Source organism: Arthrobacter sp. Soil_C_49 (genome assembly GCF_057656635.1).
In genome coordinates, this window is sequence record NZ_JBDGJZ010000013.1 from 1 (window position 1) to 21,678 (window position 21,678).

At 67.5% G+C, this 21,678-nt stretch carries 9 protein-coding genes and 1 pseudogene; all 10 read left to right on the top strand.

Annotated features, from left to right (window positions below):
- Window positions 1-5,049, top strand: a pseudogene (locus AC3A4Z_RS17755) (Ig-like domain-containing protein); the annotation flags it as partial.
- Window positions 5,050-5,328: 279 nt separating this feature from the next.
- Complete coding sequence (locus AC3A4Z_RS17760) at window positions 5,329-6,300, top strand: AAA family ATPase (RefSeq protein ID WP_455833843.1); 972 nt, start codon at window positions 5,329-5,331, stop codon at window positions 6,298-6,300.
- A 53-nt stretch (window positions 6,301-6,353) separates the two neighbouring features.
- A complete protein-coding gene (locus AC3A4Z_RS17765) occupies window positions 6,354-7,685 on the top strand; it encodes a DUF58 domain-containing protein (RefSeq protein ID WP_498712948.1) in 1,332 nt (443 codons plus the stop codon).
- On the top strand, window positions 7,682-10,246 hold the full coding sequence (locus AC3A4Z_RS17770) for a transglutaminase-like domain-containing protein (RefSeq protein WP_498712949.1): 2,565 nt from the start codon (window positions 7,682-7,684) through the stop codon (window positions 10,244-10,246). The genes AC3A4Z_RS17765 and AC3A4Z_RS17770 overlap by 4 nt, the downstream gene beginning before the upstream one ends.
- Complete coding sequence (locus tag AC3A4Z_RS17775) at window positions 10,243-11,781, top strand: RDD family protein (RefSeq protein WP_498712950.1); 1,539 nt, start codon at window positions 10,243-10,245, stop codon at window positions 11,779-11,781. The genes AC3A4Z_RS17770 and AC3A4Z_RS17775 overlap by 4 nt, the downstream gene beginning before the upstream one ends.
- Window positions 11,778-12,770 (top strand): PP2C family protein-serine/threonine phosphatase, encoded by a 993-nt coding sequence (locus AC3A4Z_RS17780; protein WP_498712951.1) that lies wholly within the window; start codon window positions 11,778-11,780, stop codon window positions 12,768-12,770. The genes AC3A4Z_RS17775 and AC3A4Z_RS17780 overlap by 4 nt, the downstream gene beginning before the upstream one ends.
- Window positions 12,757-14,772, top strand: a complete 2,016-nt coding sequence (locus AC3A4Z_RS17785; RefSeq protein ID WP_498712952.1) for an FHA domain-containing protein — start codon at window positions 12,757-12,759, stop codon at window positions 14,770-14,772. Before AC3A4Z_RS17780 ends, AC3A4Z_RS17785 begins: the two co-directional genes overlap by 14 nt.
- Window positions 14,769-16,457, top strand: a complete 1,689-nt coding sequence (locus AC3A4Z_RS17790) for a serine/threonine-protein kinase (RefSeq protein ID WP_498712953.1) — start codon at window positions 14,769-14,771, stop codon at window positions 16,455-16,457. The genes AC3A4Z_RS17785 and AC3A4Z_RS17790 overlap by 4 nt, the downstream gene beginning before the upstream one ends.
- Before the next feature lie 70 nt (window positions 16,458-16,527).
- The gene (locus AC3A4Z_RS17795) at window positions 16,528-17,232 is read left to right on the top strand and encodes a hypothetical protein (RefSeq protein WP_050055791.1); all 705 of its coding nucleotides are present in this window, start codon (window positions 16,528-16,530) and stop codon (window positions 17,230-17,232) included.
- Complete coding sequence (locus AC3A4Z_RS17800) at window positions 17,229-21,674, top strand: type VII secretion EssC family protein (protein ID WP_498712954.1); 4,446 nt, start codon at window positions 17,229-17,231, stop codon at window positions 21,672-21,674. Before AC3A4Z_RS17795 ends, AC3A4Z_RS17800 begins: the two co-directional genes overlap by 4 nt.
- Window positions 21,675-21,678: the final 4 nt, after the last annotated feature.

Sequence of the window (21,678 nt, forward strand, 5' to 3'; positions counted from 1 at the left end):
AAGGCGGTGGCGTTTGGTGGTGAGGGTGTTCCGGCGGCGCCGGTGCAGTTGGGCGGGTGTGTGCATGCGGCGTGGTCGGGTGCGAACAAGTATGTCCGTGACTGTACGAATGATGCTGATGATAAGAACGTTGAGGTGCCGAAGGCCAGTGCGTCGCCGTCGTATGTTTTCCGGGTGAACCGGGACCTGGTGGTCCTGAACGATGTGAATTCCGGGAACGTGTGGCTGGTCAACCAGAACATGCAGCTGGTCAACAACTGGGACGACGTTGTGCCGCCCAAAAACGAATCCGACGAACAGGACCAGGAGTCGGCGGACAACAACACCATCAACGTCCTGCCGGACCGCACCAAACCCAACCGTCCGCCCGAAACCAAGCCCGACGCCGTCGGCGTCCGCCCGGGCCGGACCACCATCCTCAGCGTCCTGGACAATGACTCGGATCCCGACGGCGACGTCCTCACCGCAGCCGTGACTGACTCCGGCCCCAAGGCCGGCACCTTGGAAAACATCTACGGCGGCACCGCGTTCCAGGTCTCCGTCCCGGCCGACGCGAAACCCGGGACGGAGACGTTCAGCTACAACGCCTCGGACGGCCGCGGCCTCTCCGCCGCCGGCCAGGTTACCCTGACGGTGATGGCGCCCGAGGAGAACAAACCGCCGCAGTTCAAGCGCGGCGACAGCACCACCATGCTGGTGGAACAGGGCAAAACCGTCAGCCAGAACATCCTCACCGACTGGATCGACCCAGACGGCGACGACCTGGTACTCCTTGACGCCAAGGCAGACAACGAGCAGGACCAGGTCAAGGTCCGGCGCGACGGCCTGCTCACGTTCCAGGACTCTGGCGCCACCGCCGGGAAAAAGAACGTGGAGGTCACCATCTGGGACGGCCGCGCCACGGTCACCGGAAAAGTGGTGGTCAACGTCCAGCCCCCGGGAGCCCTGGCACCGGTGGTCAACGCCGACCACGTCACGGCCGTGGTAGGCCAGGACCTGGTCATCTCGCCGCTGAAGAACGACGTCGATCCCAACGGTGGTGCCCTCCGCCTGGCCCAGGTGGAAGCCAACGGCCCGGCCGAGCTGGGACCCGTCACCGACGGCGGCACCTTTACCTTCCACAGCACCACCCCCGGGCCCGTCTACCTCACCTACATCGCCAGCAACGGGCCGCAAAGCAGCCAGGGCCTCATCCGGGTGGACGTGGAATCCGGGGACGACACCGGCAACCCCGTGGCCGTCCACGACGTCGCGCTGATGCCCACAGGCGGAAGCGTGCTGCTGGACCCGCTGGCCAACGACTCCGATCCGTCCGGCGGCGTCCTGGTGCTGCAGTCCGTGAAGCTCCCGGAGAATTCCACTGCGTCGGTCAGCGTGATCAACCACAGCGTCCTGCGCATCACGGACATCCTGGGGACCAAGGACCCCATCCTCTTCGAATACACCATGTCCAACGGGAAGAAGCCGGCCACCGGCAGCGTTTCGGTGGTCCCGGTCCCGGCGCCCGCCGTCGTGGAAGCACCCCAGCCCAAGCCGGACGAAGTGAATGTCCGGGTGAACGACGTCGTCACCATCCCTGTGCTGGACAACGACACCCATCCGCAGGGCCAGGAACTGACTGTGGACCCGGTCCTGCCGCAGGGTGTGGACCCGGCGGACGGGAAAAGCTTCGTCTCGGAGAACACCCTCCGTTTTATTGCCGGCAGCCAGCCCAAGACGGTCCGGGCCATCTACAACGCCGTGGACCCGCAGGGCCAAAAAAGCGCCGCTGCCGTGACCATCCATATCCTGCCGCTGGAGGGCGCAGAGAATTCGCGTCCGCAGCCGCGTAACCTGACCGCAAGGGTGGTGGCTGGCGGCACCGTACGGATTCCTGTCCCGCTGGACGGCATCGATCCCGACGGCGACTCGGTCCAGTTGACCGGCATTGACAGCACCCCGGCCATGGGCACGGCCACGGTGGGCAGCAACTTCATCGACTTCACGGCGGCCGGAAACGGCGCCGGTACCGACACGTTCCGCTACAAGGTGGTGGACCGGCAGGGCGCGGTCAACACCGGCACGGTGACTGTCGGGATGGCCCCGCGCGGCGAGGTCAACCAGAAACCAACTCCCGTGGACGACGAGGTGCGGGTCCGGCCCGGCCGGCAGATCGCCGTCGATGCCATCGGAAACGACACCGACCCCGACGGCGACCTCATCCGCATCCTGACTGACGGTATTGAAGCTGATCCGGCGCTTCAGTCCACGGTGAGCAAGGCCAGCGGCCGGATCATCCTGCTGGCGCCGGGCGAAGCGGGCACCGTCAACGTGCGCTACACCATCGCCGATGACCGGGACGCCGCGGCGCAGGCCGCCATCCGTGTGGTGGTGGACAACGAGGTGCCCCTCAAGGCGCCCATCGCCCGGGACGACAGGGTGACGTCCGCCCAGACCCTGGGAAAAACCGCTGTTGATGTCCCCGTCCTGAAAAACGACGAGGACCCTGACGGCGTGGGCGAAAACCTCAAGATCAGCACCGAGGCCACCACGGCCCGGCCCGGCGCCGAGGGCAATATGGTGGTGGACCTTACCGAGCAGCCGCAGCTGATCCCCTACACCGTGGAGGACGTGGACGGCCAGCAGTCGACGGCGGTCATCTGGGTCCCGGGCCTGGGACAGCAGGTGCCCACCCTGGCCAAGGATGAAGTCATCGAGGTCATCGCCGGCCAGTCCGTGGACGTTGACCTGGACGAGTGGGTGAAAGTCCGCGAGGGCCGTTCCCCGCGGCTGACCCAGGCGGACCGGATCAGACTGATCGGCGCCGATGGCGGCGATCCCGTCACCGGGGACGGCACCGGCCTCAAGTACACGGCAGGCGCCGATTACGTGGGCCCGGGCTCGCTGACCTTCGAAGTGACCGACGGTACCGGCCCGGACGATCCGGCCGGCCTGAAGTCCACGCTCAGCATCCGCACCAAAGTGCTGCCTGATCCCAACAAAAACAACCCGCCCGAGCTCCTCGGCGCCAGCGTGGAGGTCCCGAAGGGGGACTCCGCCAGCACCGACCTGGGCAAGCTGACCTCGGACCCGGACCGGGACGACGTCGAAAAGATGAAGTACGAGCTGGTGGGCGGATCACCGGCCGGCTTCAACGCCAGCATCGACGGCAAGGCCCTGAAAGTCTCCGCAGCGGATTCCAGCGGCACCGGAACCACCGCCGCCGTCCAGGTCAAGGCCCGCGATCCCCGCGGACTCGAAGCCACCGCCACCTACCAGCTGGCCGTCACCGCCTCGGACCGGCCCAAGCCGGTGGCGAACGACGACGTGGAACCCAACGCCGCCGCCGGAAAGCCTGTGACGGTCAATGTCCTGGCCAACGACGCCAACCCCTTCCCGGAGACGGCCTTGAGGATCATCGCGGCCGCAACGGAAACCGGCAGCGGCAACGTGGAGGTCAGCGGAGATTCGGTGACCGTGACTCCCGCACCCGGGTTCACCGGAACCATGGTGGTGTCCTACACGGTGGCCGACAAGACGGGGGATTCCTCCCGCCAGGCCACCGCCCGCATCCGGCTCACCGTCAAGGACAAACCGCAGGCGCCCACCACGCCGCAGGCCCAGAGCGTGGGGGACCGGACCGCGCTGCTGAACTGGACGGCGCCGGCGGACCGCGGCTCTCACATCACCAAGTACACGGTGTACGGCGAGGCCGGGTTCCAGCAGGACTGCCCGGCCAACACCTGCACCCTCAACGGGCTGGTCAACAACACCAAGTATCACTTCCAGGTGACGGCCACCAACGAGTTCGGCGAGTCTGACCGGTCACCGGCCTCCGCGGAGGTGCGTCCGGACGTCAAGCCCGATACGCCGCTGGCGCCGTCTATGAAGTTCGGCGACAAGGAGCTGTCCATCAACTGGACCGCCCCGGCCAGCAAAGGGTCGCCGGTAAAGTCCTACGACCTGGAAATCTCGCCGCCGCCGCCCGGGCAGAACGCGCAGATCCAGAACCTGACCGCTGTCAGCTACGTCTGGAAAGGCCTGCAGAACGGGGTGTCCTACAAGGTCCGGGTCCTGGCACGCAATGATGCCAAGGAACCGTCGGAGTGGAGCCCGTATTCAGCTGCCGAGGTTCCTGCCGGTGTCCCGGCAACTCCTACCGCGCCCACCGCTGCGCAGGCGGGGTCACTGGGTTCGCAGAGCCAGTTGAAGGTCAGCTGGGCTGCGCCGAACAACAACGGTGACGCCGTCTCGGCCTACACCCTGACCACCCTCCGGGGCGGGGCAGTAGTGTCCAGCCAGCAGGTTGCCGGCACCACCCAGAACGTGACGGTGGACAACTCCGAAACCAACTACACGTTCACGGTTTCCGCCACCAACAAGGCAGGAACCAGCGGGACCAGCCCCCAGTCGGCAGCCATCCGGGCCGTGGGCAAGCCAGGCATGGTCGGCACACCGACTGCAACGCTCTACGACACCGGCGGCAGTGGCGGGAAGATTGACGTTCGGTTCCCAGTACTGACGGACGCCCAGCGCAATGGGTCGACCGCACAGGAGATCACGTATAGGTACAGCCTGACGTCAGGCGGCGGCAGCGGCACCATCGCGGCCGGTGGCGAAGTTATTCCGGCAGCCAATGGCACTCCCACGTCTGTGGTGGTCTGGGCCGTCTCGTCCCGCAGCTCCACCGCGGGCGACGCGAGCCCAGCGTCCAACCAGGTTAATCCCTATGGTCTCGCCTTTGCGCCCTCCGTGACAGGCAGCAAGAGCAGCGGTGTTGGTGACAGGACGGTCTCCTGGGTCTGGACCGAGCCGGATGGCAATGGCCGCCCTGTCTCTGGTTACCAGTACAGCGTCGACGGCGGTGCCTGGCAGGACACAAATCAGCGCTCGTTCTCGAAAACCGTTGGCTACAGCGAAACGGTAACCCTTCGTGTCCGGGCCATCAGCGGCGGCCAGGCCGGCAGGATCGGCAGCGACACCTCCCGGAGCGGGACCGAACCGCCGCCCCCAGGTCCGCGCACCTGGCCAGCCGTCGTCAACGTCAACAGCTGCCTGGAGGAAGCCCGGGGAGCCGGTAAGTGGGACGGCGACTGTGATGCTTCAACCTGGATGCCCCAAGGGTCCAATCTTCAGCTCGAATGCTTTAGGGATGGCTGGGGAACGCACCGCTGGTACTACATCTACAGCAAGGATGGACAGCGCTGGACAGACCGTAATCGGTTTATCCGTGCAGACACGGTCAACGGTTCCTTTGGCGGAATGGGTTCGTGCCCCAGTAGCTACTAGATGCCGTCCAACTACAAAACTGACATTGCGTCACACACCCTTAAACAAAGGAACACACCGATGACCATGACCACCGAGCAGGCCGCCTGGTTTGCTGAAACCTTCGAAAAGCTCGTCGCCAACGTGGGGAAGGCCGTCCTGGGCAAGGAGCACGTCATCCGGCTCACCTTCACCGCCATGCTGGCGGAGGGGCACGTCCTGTTTGAAGACGCACCCGGTACCGGCAAGACCTCCCTGGCCCGTGCACTGGCTGCCACGGTGCAGGGATCCAACAACCGCATCCAGTTCACCCCGGACCTGCTGCCTTCGGACGTCACCGGCGTCACCATCTATGACCAGAAGACGCAGAAGTTCGAGTTCCACAAGGGCCCGATCTTCAACAACATCGTCCTTGCCGACGAAATCAACCGCGCCTCGCCCAAGACCCAGTCGGCACTGCTGGAAGTCATGGAGGAATCCCGCGTCACAGTGGACGGCGTCACCTACGCTGCCGGGCGCCCCTTTATGGTGATGGCCACGCAGAACCCCATCGAACAGGCCGGCACCTACCGGCTGCCCGAGGCACAGCTTGACCGCTTCCTGATCAAGACGTCCATCGGCTACCCGGACCACGCCTCCACGGTCCGGCTCCTGGGCGGCTCGAACCTGAAGGACCGCTCCCAGGAACTCACCGCCGTCATCACCACCCAGGCTGTGGCGGACATGGCCGACCTCGCCGCCACCACCCACGTGGACACCGCGGTCCTGGAATACATCTCCCGGCTCTGCGAGGAAACCCGCAGCGCACCGGAAACCCGGCTGGGAGTCTCCGTACGCGGCGCCCTGGCCATGGTGCGTGCCGCGAAGGTCTGGGCAGCGGGCCAGGGACGGAACTTCGTCCTCCCGGACGACATCAAGGAACTCGCCCCCGTGGTATGGACACACCGCTTTGTTATGGACCCGGAAGCCGAGTTCTCCGGCGCCACCGCCGAAGCCGTCCTGACCCGCATCCTGGCAGACGTGGCCGCGCCGCAGCAGCGCACCAACGCCTGACCGCCGCGCCCGGCCCAACAGTCCATCCCCAGCAGCACAACGAAGGTTCACATATGTCCACCGGCACCCCGTTGACCCGGATCGCCGAGCGCCTCAGGCAACCCTTCCACCGGAACGGCCAGCCAACGCGCCTGCACCCGTCCGCCGTCTGGGCCGAGGCCAGCAGCACTGCCGGACTTGCCCTGGCCCCCGCCTGGCGAACCCTCAAAGAAGCATGGCTCAAGCACGTGTGGCCTGTCCTCTCGGTGATCAGCGTGCTGGGCTGGTCCGTGCTGGCCGCCGCCATCCTCCTTTGGACCGCGGGGCAGGCCTACGGCTGGCAGGAAGCAAAGGCCGCCGCCGTGGCAGCCTTTGTGATGTTCGTGATCGCCGTTGGCTTCATCCTCGGGCGCTCCACCTACGGCGTGGTCCTGGACCTGGCCCGGACCCGCGTTGCCGTGGGGGACAGCGCCGTGGGCAGCATCGCCGTCACCAACACCTCCAACCGGCCCCTGCTGCCCGCCGCCGTCGAACTGCCCGTGGGCGGTGTCACCGCCGTATTCCACCTGCCCCGGATGAAACCGCAACAGGTCCACGAGGACCTCTTCACCATCCCCACGGCCCGGCGTGCCGTGATCGTCGTCGGCCCGGTGCGCTCGGTCCGCGCCGACCCGCTGCACCTGTTGCGCCGCCAGGTCCTGTGGACCGAGCCTGAGGACCTTTTCGTCCATCCCCGCACCGTGGCCCTGGCCGGATCGGCTGCCGGCTTCATCCGCGACCTCGAAGGCATGCCCACCACCGACCTGTCCAGCGCCGACGTTTCCTTCCACGCCCTGCGGGACTACGTCCCGGGCGATGACCGGCGGCACATCCACTGGAAAACAACGGCGCGGACCAACAAGCTCATGGTCCGCCAGTTCGAGGAGACCCGGCGCGCCCACCTCGCCGTTTCCTTGTCGATCAACACGGACGAATACGCCTCGGAAGAGGAATTCGAGATGGCGATTTCCGCCGCCGCGTCCATCGGCCGGCAGGCCATCCGCGAGCAGCGTGAGCTGGACGTCCTCACCCAAAAAGGGCCGCTGAGGTGCGAAACCGGCCGCAACATGCTCGATGACATGACCCGGATCGTGGGCGCACCCATGCGCCGCACCGCCGTCGACCTCGCCAGGACGCTGGCCGACACCGTCCCTAACGCCTCCGTGGTGTTCTTTGTGGTGGGCAGCAACGTCACCGCCACCCAGCTCAGGTCCGCCGCCGCCTCCGTGCCGCCCGGGGTGCGCAGCCTCGCCGTCCGCGTGGAAGCCGGTGCCGCATCAAGCAGGGCGAACATCGCAGACCTGACAGTACTCACCCTTGGCGACCTCGCCGACCTCGGCATCGTCCTTAGGAAGGCGGCAGCATGACCTCCGCACCAGAGCTGCGTCCGCGCACCACATCCGCCCGGCAGCAGGCCCGCAGCAGCCTGCAGTCCGGCTTCGCCGACGGCCAGCCGCTCTGGCATTTCCTGGTCGACGCCGGCGCCCTGACCATACTCCTGGGGCTGGGCCTGCTCGGCTTCGGCCTCAGTTTCGGCGGCGATCCCTACTACCTGGTGTCCGGCTTCGGCGGGATCATCCTGGGGCTGGCCATCGGCGTGGTCAACGCCCACCTGCGCCTGGGGCTGCTCATCACCTCGGCCCTGGCGCTGGGGGCCTACCTCGTCTTCGGGACCCTGCTGGCAGTGCCCGACTCGGCCATCGCCGGCTTCGTCCCCACCCTGGACTCGCTCCGGATCCTCCTCCTGGGCATTGTGTTCGCCTGGAAGGACATGCTCACCGTCGGGGTCCCGGTGGGAACTGCCGGCGGCGTGCTCATTGTCCCGTTCCTGAGCTCCATGATCACAGCGCTGGTGGCAGGGGTCCTTACCTGGCGGGCCAGGACCCCGTACCTGCCGCTCATTCCGGTGCTGGTCCTCTTCATTACGGGCATCGCGTTCAGCACCAACGCAGCCTTCCTCACCCTCGAACGCGGGATCGGCCTGACGGTGCTCGGCATCGCCTGGGCAACGTTCCGCCGCGACGCCCTGCGGCGCAGCAGCAGCCGGAAAGTGGCCGTCAACAACCCGCAGACCGACTCCGCCACCGCACAGCGGGCCAAGCTGCGCAGGCTGGGCATGGCAGCCGGCGTGATCGCCGCCAGCGTGGCCGTCACCGCGCTGTCCGCCCCGCTGGTCACCGCCGGGGGAGACCGGAAGGTCCTCCGGAACGTTGTGGTCCCGCCGTTCGATCCCAAGGACTACATCACACCGCTCGCGAGTTTCCGCACGTTCGTCAAGGACAAAAAGGACGACACCCTGTTTGTGGTCAAGGGCCTCCCGCGGGACGGCCGCGTCCGGCTGGGAGCCCTGGACGCCTTCAACGGCACCAACTACAACATGGATCCCAACGGCTCGGGCAACTTCAGCAAGGTGGGCGACACCGAGTCCATCAACACGTTGGCCGACACCTCGGGCGTGGTCCCCACCAATGATTATTCCATCGGCATCACCATCGAGGACTACCAGGGCTTCTTTGTTCCCGGCGGCCGCAAAACCACCGGCATCAGCTTCGACCAAGGCGCTTCCGCCGCGGCTTCGGGCCTCTACTTCAACTCGGGCACTGATACCGCGGTGACCACCAACGGGCTGTCCAAAGGCGATTCTTACAGCGTCCAGGTGTCCGATCCGGTCAAGCTGGAACACGGGCAGCTCACGCAGTACGACTTCGCCCAGGTGTCCCTGCCGGCCCCGGTCGAGGTGCCGCCGGTAGTGGGATCGCAGGCGAACGACCTCTCTGCGGACGCGCCCACGGCCATTGACCGGGTACGCCAGATTGAAGCGCACTTCCAGAAGACGGGCGCCTTCAGCAACGGCCTGGTCAGCGAAGGGCAGCTGCCCAGTGTCTCCGGCCACGGGTCCGCCCGCATCAGGAACCTGCTGACGGCAAAGCAGATGCTGGGTGACGACGAGCAGTACGCGGTGGCGATGTCACTGATGCTGCGCCACCTCGGCATCCCCTCCCGTGTGGTCATGGGCTTCTACCCCGAGCCGACCAGCCCCGAAAACGGGGCAGGCGAAGTGAAGATCACCGGCAAGGATGTGCACGCCTGGGTGGAGGTGGCGTTCGAGCGGGTGGGCTGGGTCAGCTTCGACCCCACCCCGCCCAAGGACAACGTGCCCATTCCGCCGGATCCCGAGAACAAGTCCAAGCCCAAGCCCCAGGTCCTGCAGCCGCCGCCCCCGCCGCAGGAACCCGCGGACCTGCCGCCGGACTCCTCACCGGACGCCCTGGACGCGGACCAGAAGAAGAACAACCCCTGGCTGTTCTGGGGCGCGCTGCTGGGCGCCTTGGGCGTGGCGTTGATCCCGCTGTCCATCCTCGCGTTGCCGCTGCTGCTGGTTGCGTTGCTGAAATCACGACGACGGAAGTCCCGTTTCCGGGACGGTGACCCTGCGCAGCGGGTCGGCGGAGGATGGAGCGAGGTGGTGAGCCTGGCCACCGACATGGGCGCCGCCGTGGACACCCGTTCCACGCGCCGCGAAAGCGCCGCAGTGCTGGCCGAGGCGTTCCCCAGCAGCGGCGGCACCACCACGATGCTGGCGAGGCGGGCAGACGCCTCGATCTTCGGTGCCGGCCAGCCCAGTGAGGACGAGGTCCGGGAGTACTGGACCATCGTTGACGGCTCGCTGAAGGAAATGACCTCCGCCGTGGGGTTCTGGCGCCGGCAGCAGGCAAGGTTCTCGCCACGTTCTCTGCTCGCGGACGCTCGTACCCTCCTCAGCCGCCGCGGTGCCGGGCTGGCACTGCCCGTGCTTCCGACCCTCAAGGGGAGCGGCCGCCGTCGTCCTCCCGGTCCCGAAGCGGCTGCCCGGCCCGCCGGACCGGACGCAGCGGCTGACGACGCAACAACCCCCGACACACCCACGCAAGGACCCGGAAGCCAGTGACAGACGACGCCGGGCGTTGCCCGCACTGCCGGCAACTGATCCGCGCCGGGGCTGCTTTCTGCACGGCCTGCGGAGCGCCCTTGCCCAACCGGTCGGCGCGCAGCAGCCGCCAGCCCCACCTGGCGGCTGAGCCGCACGCCGGTACCCCCGCCGCGCACCCGCCCCGGATTCCCGGTACTATCCCGATAGTAGAAAGGCCGCAGGCATTTCCAGCGACGGGCATTAACGCGGGCACAGGCCGGGGGAGCGCCGGCGGGTCCACTTTGCAGGTGGGCGCCGGTCCAGGGGGAGGAACGGGAATGGCAGTGAATCTTCAGCTTGTTCCAGCCACGGCGGGCAAGCGCCTTGGTGCTGCCGTGATTGACTGGCTCCCGCCCCTGGCTGTCCTCGTGGTGACTTTTGCCCTCGGTTTCGCCGGCATCACGCGGACCCGCAGCGGCGGCTTCATCATCTACGACACTGCCTCTTTGGTGCTGTTCGGGGGGATCGGCCTCGGCCTGACCCTCGTGTACCTGTTGGTGGTGATGGGCTGGGAAGCCCGGACAGGCAAGACCCTCGGCAACCTGTTGATGGGAATCCGCAGTGCGGACAACGACGGCTACGCGCCTGGCGCCGGTCCCGTCTTCCTGCGCGGCCTGATGACCGGGGCGGGCATCCTGCTGGCGCTGCTCGCGGCCATCCTTGTGGTGGTCTTCAAGTGGTTCGCCATTGCCTTTTTTGTCCTCGGGCCGCTGGTGCTGGCGGGAATGGCGTGGGCTGTGCTGGTGGTGGTCTCGAACAACTGGGACAAAAACGGCCGGCTCCGCGGCTGGCACGATACTGCCGCAAAGACCCTCGCCTTCGACGTCAAAGCGGGCCGCAACCCCATCTCCACCGGCGGCATCCAGGGGCCGTACAGTTTCGCCCCGTTGGACCTGCCCCCGGTGCAGCAGGTGTTGTCCCCGGTGGCCGGCGCCGCGCCCGTCCCGCCGGCGCCGGCAGCCACCCAGCGCACCCTGCCGGAACCGCCGGTTGCCCCGTACCAGGCGCCAGTTCCGCAGACCCCTGCCGCCGAAGCCCGGGCATCGGCGGCACCTGCCTTCCAGGCCCCTTCATTCCAGGCACCTCCCTTCCAGGGCTCCGCACCGGTCCTCCAGCAAGGGCATCCGGATGACGACGTGGAGCGCACCCAGGTGCGCCCCGGCTCCGCAGCCCCCGCCCCGGTCGCCGTCTTGCGGATCAGGCTGGACGACGGCCGCGACTTCCAGCTGGACCGCAGCGTGCTGGTTGGCAGGAACCCTGTGGGCCAGGCGGGCGAACAACAGGCCCAGTTGCTCGCCGTCGACGACCCCGGCCGGTCCATTTCCAAAACCCACCTGCACCTGCTGACTGACGGAGCCGGCATCTGGGTGACGGACCGCAACTCCACCAACGGCAGCGCCGTGACCACCCCCGACGGGCGCCGCACGCCCCTTCAACCGGGAGTGCCCGCATTTGTTACCCCGGGATCCAGTGTCCATTTTGGAGACCGCACCTTTTACCTAGGACAGGCATGAACCAACAGCCCGCAAGCGTTCCCTCCAGCACTAAACCGGGGGCAGGGCTCAGCCTGAGCGTCGGCCACGGAACGGACCGGGGACTCCGCAGGGAGTTGAATGAGGATTCGTACATTGCCTCCGATCCCGTCTTCGCCGTGGCGGACGGGATGGGCGGCCACGAAGCCGGTGAGATCGCCAGCGGCATGTGCGTCCGCGCCCTGGCAGGGATACCTCAGCTCACCACGGGGGAGCGGAGCGTTACGGCTGCCGTACTCCAGCAGTACCTGGTCAAAGCGGACGACTCCATCCGTGAAGCGACCGGCGCTCGGGCCGGCACCACCCTCACTGGCGCCGTCATCGTGGAACAGATGGGGGTGCCGTACTGGCTGGTGATGAACATTGGGGACTCCCGGACCTACCGCCTGAGCCAGGGCAGGTTCGAACAGATCAGCGTGGACCACTCCGAAGTCCAGGAACTCGTTGACGCCGGGGAGATCACGGCAGAGCAGGCCACCATCCATCCGCGCCGGCACGTGGTGACGCGTGCGCTGGGCACGGGAGACGAAACGGAGGCCGACTACTGGCTGCTGCCCGTGGAGGAGGGGGACCGGATCCTCGTTTGCTCTGACGGCCTCACCGGCGAGCTGACGGACGATCACATCTACCGGATCCTCAGCACCGTGGGCCACCCCCAGGACGCAGCGGACGCCCTGATCCAGGCCGCACTCCGCAGCGGCGGCAGGGATAACGTCACGGTCATTGTGGTGGACGTGCGGAACGTCCTGAACGACGCCGGTGCAGCAACCACCGCCCCGCGCCCGGAATCGGCCGAAGACGAAACAACGCTGCCCCGCACGGCCACCGTGGAATCAGCCGCCGTGGAACCACGGAGCGTGGAACCGGGAACGGCGGAACCAGGCGGTGTGGGACCAGAAGCTGCGGAACCAGGCAGCGCGGAACCAGGCACTGGGGACGAGAGCGGGGAACCCGGCGATGACCGCCGTTAGTTACGTCCCCGGGACCTGGCTGGGTATTGTCCGCTCGCAGACGGCTGTCCTCCTCGACCCGGACACCCAACCGTCCCTTATTGCCGCACTCTGGGACCTGCTCGATAGCCGGCCGGAAGTGCACGAGGTTCTTCACGCGGTGACCAGCAGTTCCGGGGGATCGCTGGCCAACATCCCGTCCTTTGGCATCCTCGACTTCCAGGGACCACTGCGCGTCTTCCTGCGCGGGGACCTGGATGTCACGGTCCAGTCGGCCGACGGCCCGGTGGAGCTGAACGGCCGCGACGTGACCACGTGGACCGAGCGGCGGCTCAATCAGTCCGGGACGTGCCGGCTGGTTATTCCGGCAGCGGGCGCCAGCCTGCACCCCCAGTCTGTGCCTGTGCCCGCGCACGCCGACCTGTCGGAACTTCCGGACCTGCCACTGGGGGAAGGCGTGGTGCTGCTGCAGTCCCTGGTCCTCACCGCTGAGGCCGCGACCAGCGCCGCCAGGCCCGCTCCCGCAGCAGTTGAGCCCGCCGTTGCTGCCGGAACTCCCGTGACGGCGCCCCCGGCGGCCGACGCAACCGCGGCGGTTATTGAAACGTCTGCAGCCGAAGCGCCCGCCTACGCGGTTCCGGCCCCGGTGATCGTAGCGTCCGAAGAGGCCGACCTTCCGGAAATCACTGTTGCGCCGGAGCACGAGGCGTCGGCAGAGACTGTTTATGCCGTCATCGATGAGGACTCCGATGACGGCGGGTTGGCCGAAACCGATGCTGCGCCGGAGCCAGGCGCTGACCCGGACCCGGAAGCTGCCCGGGAGGATGACGGTGGCGCCAGTATTGACGCTGCCCCTGGAACTGGCGCTGCCCCTGGAACTGGCGCTGCCCCCGCCACTGTAGCTGGCCTCAGTGCAGCACGGGACGACGCCACGTCCACTGCCTCCGGACATGCGGCCGCCAGCGAGATGACCAGCTCGTATGACCACCTGTGGGAGCGGACCGTCGTCCGCAGGATCGAAGACGCCGCCGTCCGCGAAGAGCCGGAGCCAGACGGCTCTGAGCCCGGCCGTCAGGCGGCCGCGGACGAGGAAAAAACAGGCCAGGCAACCGGGCTCCAGGAAGCCGCGCACCAGGAGGCAACAGACCTGGCGGCATCAGGCCAGGTAGACGCAGACCAAAGCAATGCAGCTTCACCGGCTGAGTCCGGCAGCGGCCAAGGATCTCCGGCGACGGCAGACGCGCCGCCCGCCGTCGTTCCGGAGACACCTTCGACAGGTTCAGCCGCCCCGGTGCCCGGCCGGCCCGCAGCCAGCGGCCTCATCGACTCGGTACCCTGGCGGACGCCGGCCGGAGGCAGCGAGCCGGCCCCGCCGCCTGCAATGGCTACACCCATGCTCTCCGCCATTCCCTCGGCAGCTTCCGCCGCAACGGTTGCCCCGGAGGCGGAAGCAAACCATGCAGAATACGACGCCGACCATGACGGCCAGACAGTCATGAAGGGCAGCCTGAAAGGGATGGCTGCCCAGCCCGTCCGCACGGTGGCAGACGCCTCAACGGCAGCCGGGCCGCTGGTGCTTGCGCGGCTCTGCCCCCAGGACCACGCCAACCCGCCCACCAGCGCCACCTGTGCCGCCTGTGGCGCAGGCCTGCTGCCCGACGCAGTCCAGGTGGCCCGTCCGCGGCTGGGACGGATGCGCATCTCCACCGGGGAACTCGTGGACCTCGACCAGTCGCTGGTGATCGGCAGGCAACCCTCGGTGTCCCGGGTCCAGGGCGGTGTGATGCCCCGGCTGGTTCAGGTGGCCAGCCCGGGCGGGGATATCTCGCGTTCGCACGTCGAAGTCCGGCTGGAAGGCTGGCACGTGATGCTGTGCGATCTCAAAGCCACCAACGGGACCGTCCTGGTGCGTGAAGGCCAGCCCCCACGCCGCCTGGCCCAGAACGAGATGGCCATCCTGCTGGACGGGGACATCGCTGAACTGGGCGACAACATCTCTCTGCGTTTTGAGGAGATTCTTTGAGTTCCAAACGGCCGCCTGCGCCGCCGCCCCACATCCCGGGGTTCACCTACATCAGCCTGCTGGGTTCCGGCGGGTTTTCCGACGTCTACCTCTACGAACAGGACCGGCCGCGGCGGAAAGTGGCCGTCAAGGTGCTGCTTTCGGACCTGAAAACCGAGGGCGCCCGCCGCCGGTTCGAGTCCGAGGCCAACCTCATGGCCCAACTGTCCTCCCACCCGTACATCGTGACCATCTTCGAGGCGGAGGTCACCGACGACGGGCATTCCTACCTGGCCATGGAGTACTGCTCCCGGCCCAGCCTGGACGTACGGTACCGCCGGCAGCGGTTCAGCGTTGACGAGGTGCTGGCTGTCGGCATCCAGGTGGCCTCCGCCGTCGAAACCGCCCACCGCGCCGGCATCGCGCACCGCGACATCAAACCCGCCAACATCCTGGTGACCGACTACAACCGCCCTGCCCTGACGGACTTCGGCATTTCCGGAACCCTGGCCGGCGACGCCGACGAGGACTCCGGCATGTCCATCCCGTGGTCTCCGCCGGAGCAGTTCCGCGACGGCAACGTGGACGGCGTGATGGTGGACGTGTGGGCGCTCGGCGCAACCCTCTACACGCTCCTGGCCGGCCGCTCGCCCTTCGTGATGCCGGGCGCTGACAACTCCCAGCGCGAGCTGATCAACAGGATCAGCAACATGCCCGTGCCCAGGCTGGGCCGCGCCGATGTCCCGGAATCCCTGGAGCTGGCATTGTCCACGGCCATGGCCAAGTCACCGCAGTCCCGGTATTCCTCGGCCCATGCCTTCGCCCTCGCCCTGCAGCGCATCCAGGCTGAACTGAACCTCTCGGTCACGCCCTTCGAAGTCCTCGAAGAACCGCACCAGGAAGACAGCCATCCGGACGACGGTGCCGAGGAGACGCGGGTGCGGAGCATCGCGGCCATCGATCCGGAGCGGACCGGCAGTGCGCCCACTTTCCCTGCCCGCACCCGGCCGCAGGTTCCCCCGGCGGAGACGCCGCCGTCGCGCTTTACCCCGCCGGCAGCCCTGACGCCGGCAGCGCCCGCACCCCGGCCCCAGGACTGGACTCCGGCCACTGTGCTCCGCGGCAGCGCCGGCAGTGCGCCGGTTACCCCCGGGCTTTCCCGGGACGGCGGGCTCCAGGACAGCAGGCTTCCCAACGGCGGTGACGCTGCCGACACAACGCTCCACCGGCCCGCAAAGGTGGAGGACCCTGCCGAAGCGCCCGCGGCCGGCACGGACCACGGGAAACGCAACCTCTGGCTTGCCATCTCCGGGGGCACCCTGCTGGCCCTCGCCGCGGTGGTAGGGATCGTGATCGCGAACGCCGCACCGGAGACCCCCCAAGCAATGCAAAGCCAGGAAGCCAGTAAACCGCCGGCCGATGCGCTGGACAACGGCACGGTCCCCGACGTCGAAGGGCTCACCGGATCCCTGACTCCCGGCGGCGCCTCATTCACCTGGAACAATCCGCAGCCCAAGCCCGGAGACACCTACAAATGGCGGGTCTACACCATCGGCGGCGGCGGCGAATACCAGTCCATCGCCCAGCCCCCCGTCCAGGTAACGCCGAACCCGTCCGGGCAGACCTGCGTCCAGGTGATGATCGTCCGCTCGGACGGCGCCTTCTCACCAATGGAAGAAGCCTCCATCGCCTGCACCGGCCCATGAGCGGCCCTCCGTTCCAAACACTTGCACCTGCACGATTTACAACGCTTTGCCCAATGAGGAGGCACAGAAAATGGGGGATCTAGCAATAGATTTCTGTGGTGAATGGTACGAACCCTCCGACGAGGACGTCTTCAACATCGGCCGCGAAGGCGACCTGGAAGTGGACGACAACCCGTACCTGCACCGGCAGTTCCTGCAGGTTGCCCGCTACGACGGGATCTGGTGGCTCAGCAATGTAGGCAGCATGCTGTCCGCCACCGTGGCAGACGCCTCCGGCGGCATGCAAGCCTGGCTCTCGCCCGGCGCCCGGATCCCGCTGGTGTTCAGCCACACCAACATCATCTTCACGGCCGGACCCACCACCTACGAATTCGCGGTGCACCTGAAGACGCCCTCCTTCCGGCAGGAGTCGAGGGAGGAAGACAGCAACGGGGACACCACCATCGGCCCCGTGGTGTTCACCGACTCACAAAAGGCTCTGATCGTGGCGCTCGCCGAGCCCATGCTCCGGCGCGAAGGGACAGGCTTCAGCGCCATCCCGTCCTCCGCGGCGGCAGCAAAGACGCTGGGCTGGGCGCTCACCCGGTTCAACCGGAAGCTGGACAACGTGTGCGACAAACTGGACCGTGTGGGCGTTGTTGGCCTTCGCGGCGGCGGCGGCAAACTCGCCACCAACCGCCGCGCACGGCTCGTTGAGCACGCAGTCACCTCGCACCTTGTCACAGCCGATGATCTGTACCTGCTGGAAAAGATGAGGGGCGTGGACGAAGGATGAGGATCCGGCTCACCCTCCGCCGGGACCCCGCCGAAGCCAAGGACCTGGCCGTCACCGTGGACGGCCTCGCCACCGTCGCCGACGTGGCAACCACACTGTGGGCCGCGGACCCCGCCCGCAAGGGCACCCCCGCACCGGACAACCTCTCCTTAAAGATTGACGAGGCGTTTGTGGGCGGCGGCATGCGCGGCAACGTCCTGGCCCGGGAGGACAACCTCCTCGAATCCGGCCTCCGTCCCGGTTCCGTGGTCTCGCTGACCCAGGTCAGTACGCAGTTCGGTGACCCCGGTGCCGGCCGGGGCCCCGCGGCTGCCACCCTGCGGGTGCTGTCAGGGCCCGACGTCGGCCGCGAATTTTCGCTGCCATCGGGCACCAGCTACATCGGCCGGGACCGGGACGTTGACATCCGGCTCTCCGATCCGCTGACGTCCAAACGCCATGCCCGCATCACCGTGGGCGAAGGCGTGGAAATCGTGGACACCAACTCCGCCAACGGGCTCCTGATGGACGGCCTGCCGGTCACCCGGGCCACCTTGAACTCCTCGGACACCATCACCCTGGGCGACACCACCATCACCGTGGTGCCGCTGGGACACAACCAGGCCGCCGCGCCCACCTCGCCTTTGGTGGACTTCAACCGCTCTCCCCGGGTGGTTCCCCGGTTTGAGGAACCGAAGCGCGTCCTGCCCGCCGGGCCCAAACGCCCCGACGACCATCCTTTCCCCTTCATCATGCTTCTTACGCCGCTACTGATGGGTGCGGTGATCTTTTCGATCAGCAACAACCCGCTCTCGGCGGTGTTTATGCTCATGATGCCGCTGTTCGTAGTGGGACATTACGTGGACCAGAAGATGCGGACCAAGCGCCAGCAGAAGGACCAGCTCAAGCATTTCCGCGCGTCCATGGCCGCCTTCCGTGAGGACATCACCGAACTGCAGCACGTGGAGCGTGCCGTCCGGCTGCAGGAGGCGCCCTCCGTCAGCGACACCGTCAGTGCCATCTACAAACTGGGTCCGCTGCTGTGGACCCACCGCCCTGAGCACGGCGGCTTCCTGGGCCTGCGGTTCGGACTGGGCACCGTGCCGTCCCGGGTCCTCCTGGAGGAACCGTCGAACAACGACACCGAGGTGGAGTACGCCCGCGAAATCCAGGACTGCATCAAGCAGTTCCGGGACATCGAAGGCGTGCCGGTGGTGTCCCAGTTCCGGACAGCCGGCTCGCTGGGCATCGCCGGCGCCCGAGGGCTGGTGGACGATGTTGCCCGCGGCATGGTGCTCCAGCTCGCGGGACTGCACTCACCTGCCGAAGTGGTGCTCACGGCCATCACCTCCGCCCAGTCCAGGGAACGGTGGAACTGGCTCCAATGGCTGCCGCACGTGGGCTCCGGCCACAGTCCCCTTTCCGGTGACCACCTGGCCGCCGGTTCGGCCGGCGGCGCATCCCTGGTGGCCCGCCTCGAAGACCTGGTGGAAGCCAGGGAAGCCGCCGCCCAACGGTCAGGTCCCGTCCTTCGCCCCGCCCTGGATCCCGCCAAGGACGAGGTGGATGCACCGGTGCTGCCGGCCGTGCTGGTAATCGTTGAGGACGACGCCCCCGTGGACCGGGGACGCCTTACCCGGCTCGCCGAACGGGGGCCGGACGCAGGCGTCCATGTGCTTTGGGTGGCCACGGACGTGCAAGCCCTGCCCGCTGCCTGCCGCGACTTCATGGTGGTGGACGGCCACCACGGCACCACCACCGGACAGGTCCGGCTGGGCCGGCACACCTACCCCGTCAGCTGCGAAAGCGTGGATGCCGAACTGGCTGCCCAGCTGGCCCGGATGCTCACCCCTGTGGTGGATGTAGGCAAACCCGTCGCCGACGATTCCGACCTTCCACGCGCTGTTTCCTATGCCACCCTGATCGGCAAGGACTTCCTGGACAACCCCCAGGCCGTCGCCGAACGCTGGACCGAGAACAACTCCGTGCACAGCAGCGCCGTGGCCAACCGCAAGGATAACGGCACCCTGCGCGCCCTGGTGGGCTCGAAAGGTATCGAACCGCTGTACCTGGACCTGAAGAACGAGGGCCCGCACGCCCTGGTGGGCGGAACCACCGGCGCCGGCAAATCCGAATTCCTGCAGTCCTGGGTGATGGGCATGGCCGCGGCGTACAGCCCGGACCGGGTCAGCTTCCTGTTCGTCGATTACAAGGGCGGCGCGGCCTTCGCCGACTGCATCAACCTGCCGCACACGGTGGGACTTGTCACGGACCTTTCGCCGCACCTGGTCCGGCGCGCGCTGACCTCCCTGCGCGCCGAACTTCATTACCGGGAGCAGCTGCTGAACCGGAAGAAGGCCAAGGACCTGCTGTCGCTCCAGCGGGAGGCCGATCCGGAGGCGCCGCCCTACTTGATCATCATCGTGGACGAATTCGCGGCGCTCGCCAGCGAGGTCCCCGAGTTCGTTGACGGCGTGGTGGACGTTGCCGCGCGCGGGCGGTCCCTGGGCCTGCACCTCATCCTGGCTACGCAGCGCCCGGCCGGCGTCATCAAGGACAGCCTGCGGGCCAACACAAACCTGAGGGTGGCCCTGCGGATGGCCGACGAGGACGACGCGACGGACATCCTGGGTGTCCCGGATGCCGCCTACTTCGACCCCGCCATCCCGGGACGGGGCGCGGCCAAGACAGGTCCCGGCCGGATCCAGGGCTTCCAGACCGGCTACGCCGGCGGCTGGACCACGGACAAACCCCAGCGGCCGCAGATCGACATCGTGGAAATGGCCTTCGGCTCCGGCCCGAGCTGGGAGCCTCCGGCTCCGGAAAAGCCCGTCCTGGAGGCGCCGGCGGGCCCCAACGACATCGCCAGGATGACGGCCACCATTGTCCGCGCCGCCGGAACGCTGGACATCCGGCCTCCGCGCAAACCGTGGCTGGACGAACTGGCCAAGACCTACGACTTCTCCAAGCTGCCCAACCCCCGCACAGACGAGCAGCTCCTCCTCGGCGTTGCCGATGACCCCGTCCGCCAGGCCCAGCCCACCGTCTTTTACCAGCCGGACAAAGACGGCAACATGGCCATCTACGGTACGGGCGGATCAGGAAAGTCGGCGGCTTTGCGCGGTATTGCGATCGCCGCCGCCGTGACGCCCCGCGGCGGGCCCGTCCACGTCTACGGGATCGACTGCGGCTCCTCCGGGTTGCGGATGCTGGAGGAGCTTCCGCACGTGGGTGAGATCATCAACGGCGACGACGTGGAACGGGTGGGGCGCCTGCTGCGCCTGCTGCGCGACATCGCGGAGCAGCGTTCGGCCGCGTTCGCCGAGGTGCGGGCCTCCACCATTGTTGAGTACCGGAAGCTGGCCAACCGGCCCCACGAAAAACGGATCTTTGTCCTGGTGGACGGCATGTCGGCCTTCCGCGAAGCGTACGAACACAGCAGGTTGTCCGGGCTCTGGGACATCTTCCTGCAGCTGGCCACCGACGGCCGTACACTCGGCATCCACCTGGTGGTCACCGGGGACCGCCCCAATGCGGTCCCCGCCTCGTTGCTTGCGTCCATCCAGCGGCGCCTGGTGCTGCGCCTCTCCTCCGAGGATGACTACATTTCCATGGATGTTCCACGGGATGTGCTCGGCGCCGGCTCCCCGCCCGGCCGGGGCCTGCTGGACGGACTTGAAGTGCAGCTCGCCGTGCTGGGCGGGAACTCCAACCTTGCCCTGCAGGCCCGTGAGGTGCATAAGCTCAGCGAAGCCATGATGCGCCAGGGCCTGGAGTCCGCCCCCGGCATCGAAAGGTTGCCGGAGCAGGTGGACCTGGACGTCCTGCCCGCAGGCGGCCCGGACCTGCCCGTGATCGGCGTCGACAACGAAACGCTTCGGCCGGCTGAGGTCATGGCACGGGGACCGCTGCTCCTGTCCGGACCGCCGGGCTCCGGCCGGACGGTGGCGCTCGTGACCCTGGCCTACGCCCTCCGCCGGTCCAACCCCGCCACCGAGCTCATCTACATCGGGGCCCGCCGGTCCGCCGTCGCCTCCCTGCCCATCTGGAACCGCTCCGTGGTGGGCCCGGACGACGTAGCCGAGGTAGTGGAAGACCTGGTGGAGCACTCTTCGGGAAACCCGGGAGCCTTGGCCATCTTCATCGAGGGGCTGACGGAATTCACCGACACCCTGGCGGAGTCAGGCGTGGGGCGGCTGGTGACGGCATCCATCAAGGCGGACCAATGGGTCATCGGTGAATCCGAAACCTCCACCTGGTCCTCGGCCTGGTCCCTGGCCCAGCCTTTCAAGTCCGGCAGGCGGGGCCTGCTGCTGAATCCCGGCGACATCGAAGGCGACAGCCTGCTGAACACGTCGCTGGGCCGGACCGGCACGGACTTCATTCCCGGCCGCGGGTACGTGGTGGGGCGCGGAAAGGCACGCAAGATCCAGGTTGCGCTGCCGCCCGAAAACAGGGATTGACACG

Coding starts and splice junctions, on each gene's coding strand:
- AC3A4Z_RS17770 (WP_498712949.1), top strand. CDS start 7,682: ATGACCTCCGCACCAGAGCTGCGTCCGCGCACCACATCCGCCCGGCAG.
- AC3A4Z_RS17760 (WP_455833843.1), top strand. CDS start 5,329: ATGACCATGACCACCGAGCAGGCCGCCTGGTTTGCTGAAACCTTCGAA.
- AC3A4Z_RS17765 (WP_498712948.1), top strand. CDS start 6,354: ATGTCCACCGGCACCCCGTTGACCCGGATCGCCGAGCGCCTCAGGCAA.
- AC3A4Z_RS17780 (WP_498712951.1), top strand. CDS start 11,778: ATGAACCAACAGCCCGCAAGCGTTCCCTCCAGCACTAAACCGGGGGCA.
- AC3A4Z_RS17800 (WP_498712954.1), top strand. CDS start 17,229: ATGAGGATCCGGCTCACCCTCCGCCGGGACCCCGCCGAAGCCAAGGAC.
- AC3A4Z_RS17785 (WP_498712952.1), top strand. CDS start 12,757: ATGACCGCCGTTAGTTACGTCCCCGGGACCTGGCTGGGTATTGTCCGC.
- AC3A4Z_RS17795 (WP_050055791.1), top strand. CDS start 16,528: ATGGGGGATCTAGCAATAGATTTCTGTGGTGAATGGTACGAACCCTCC.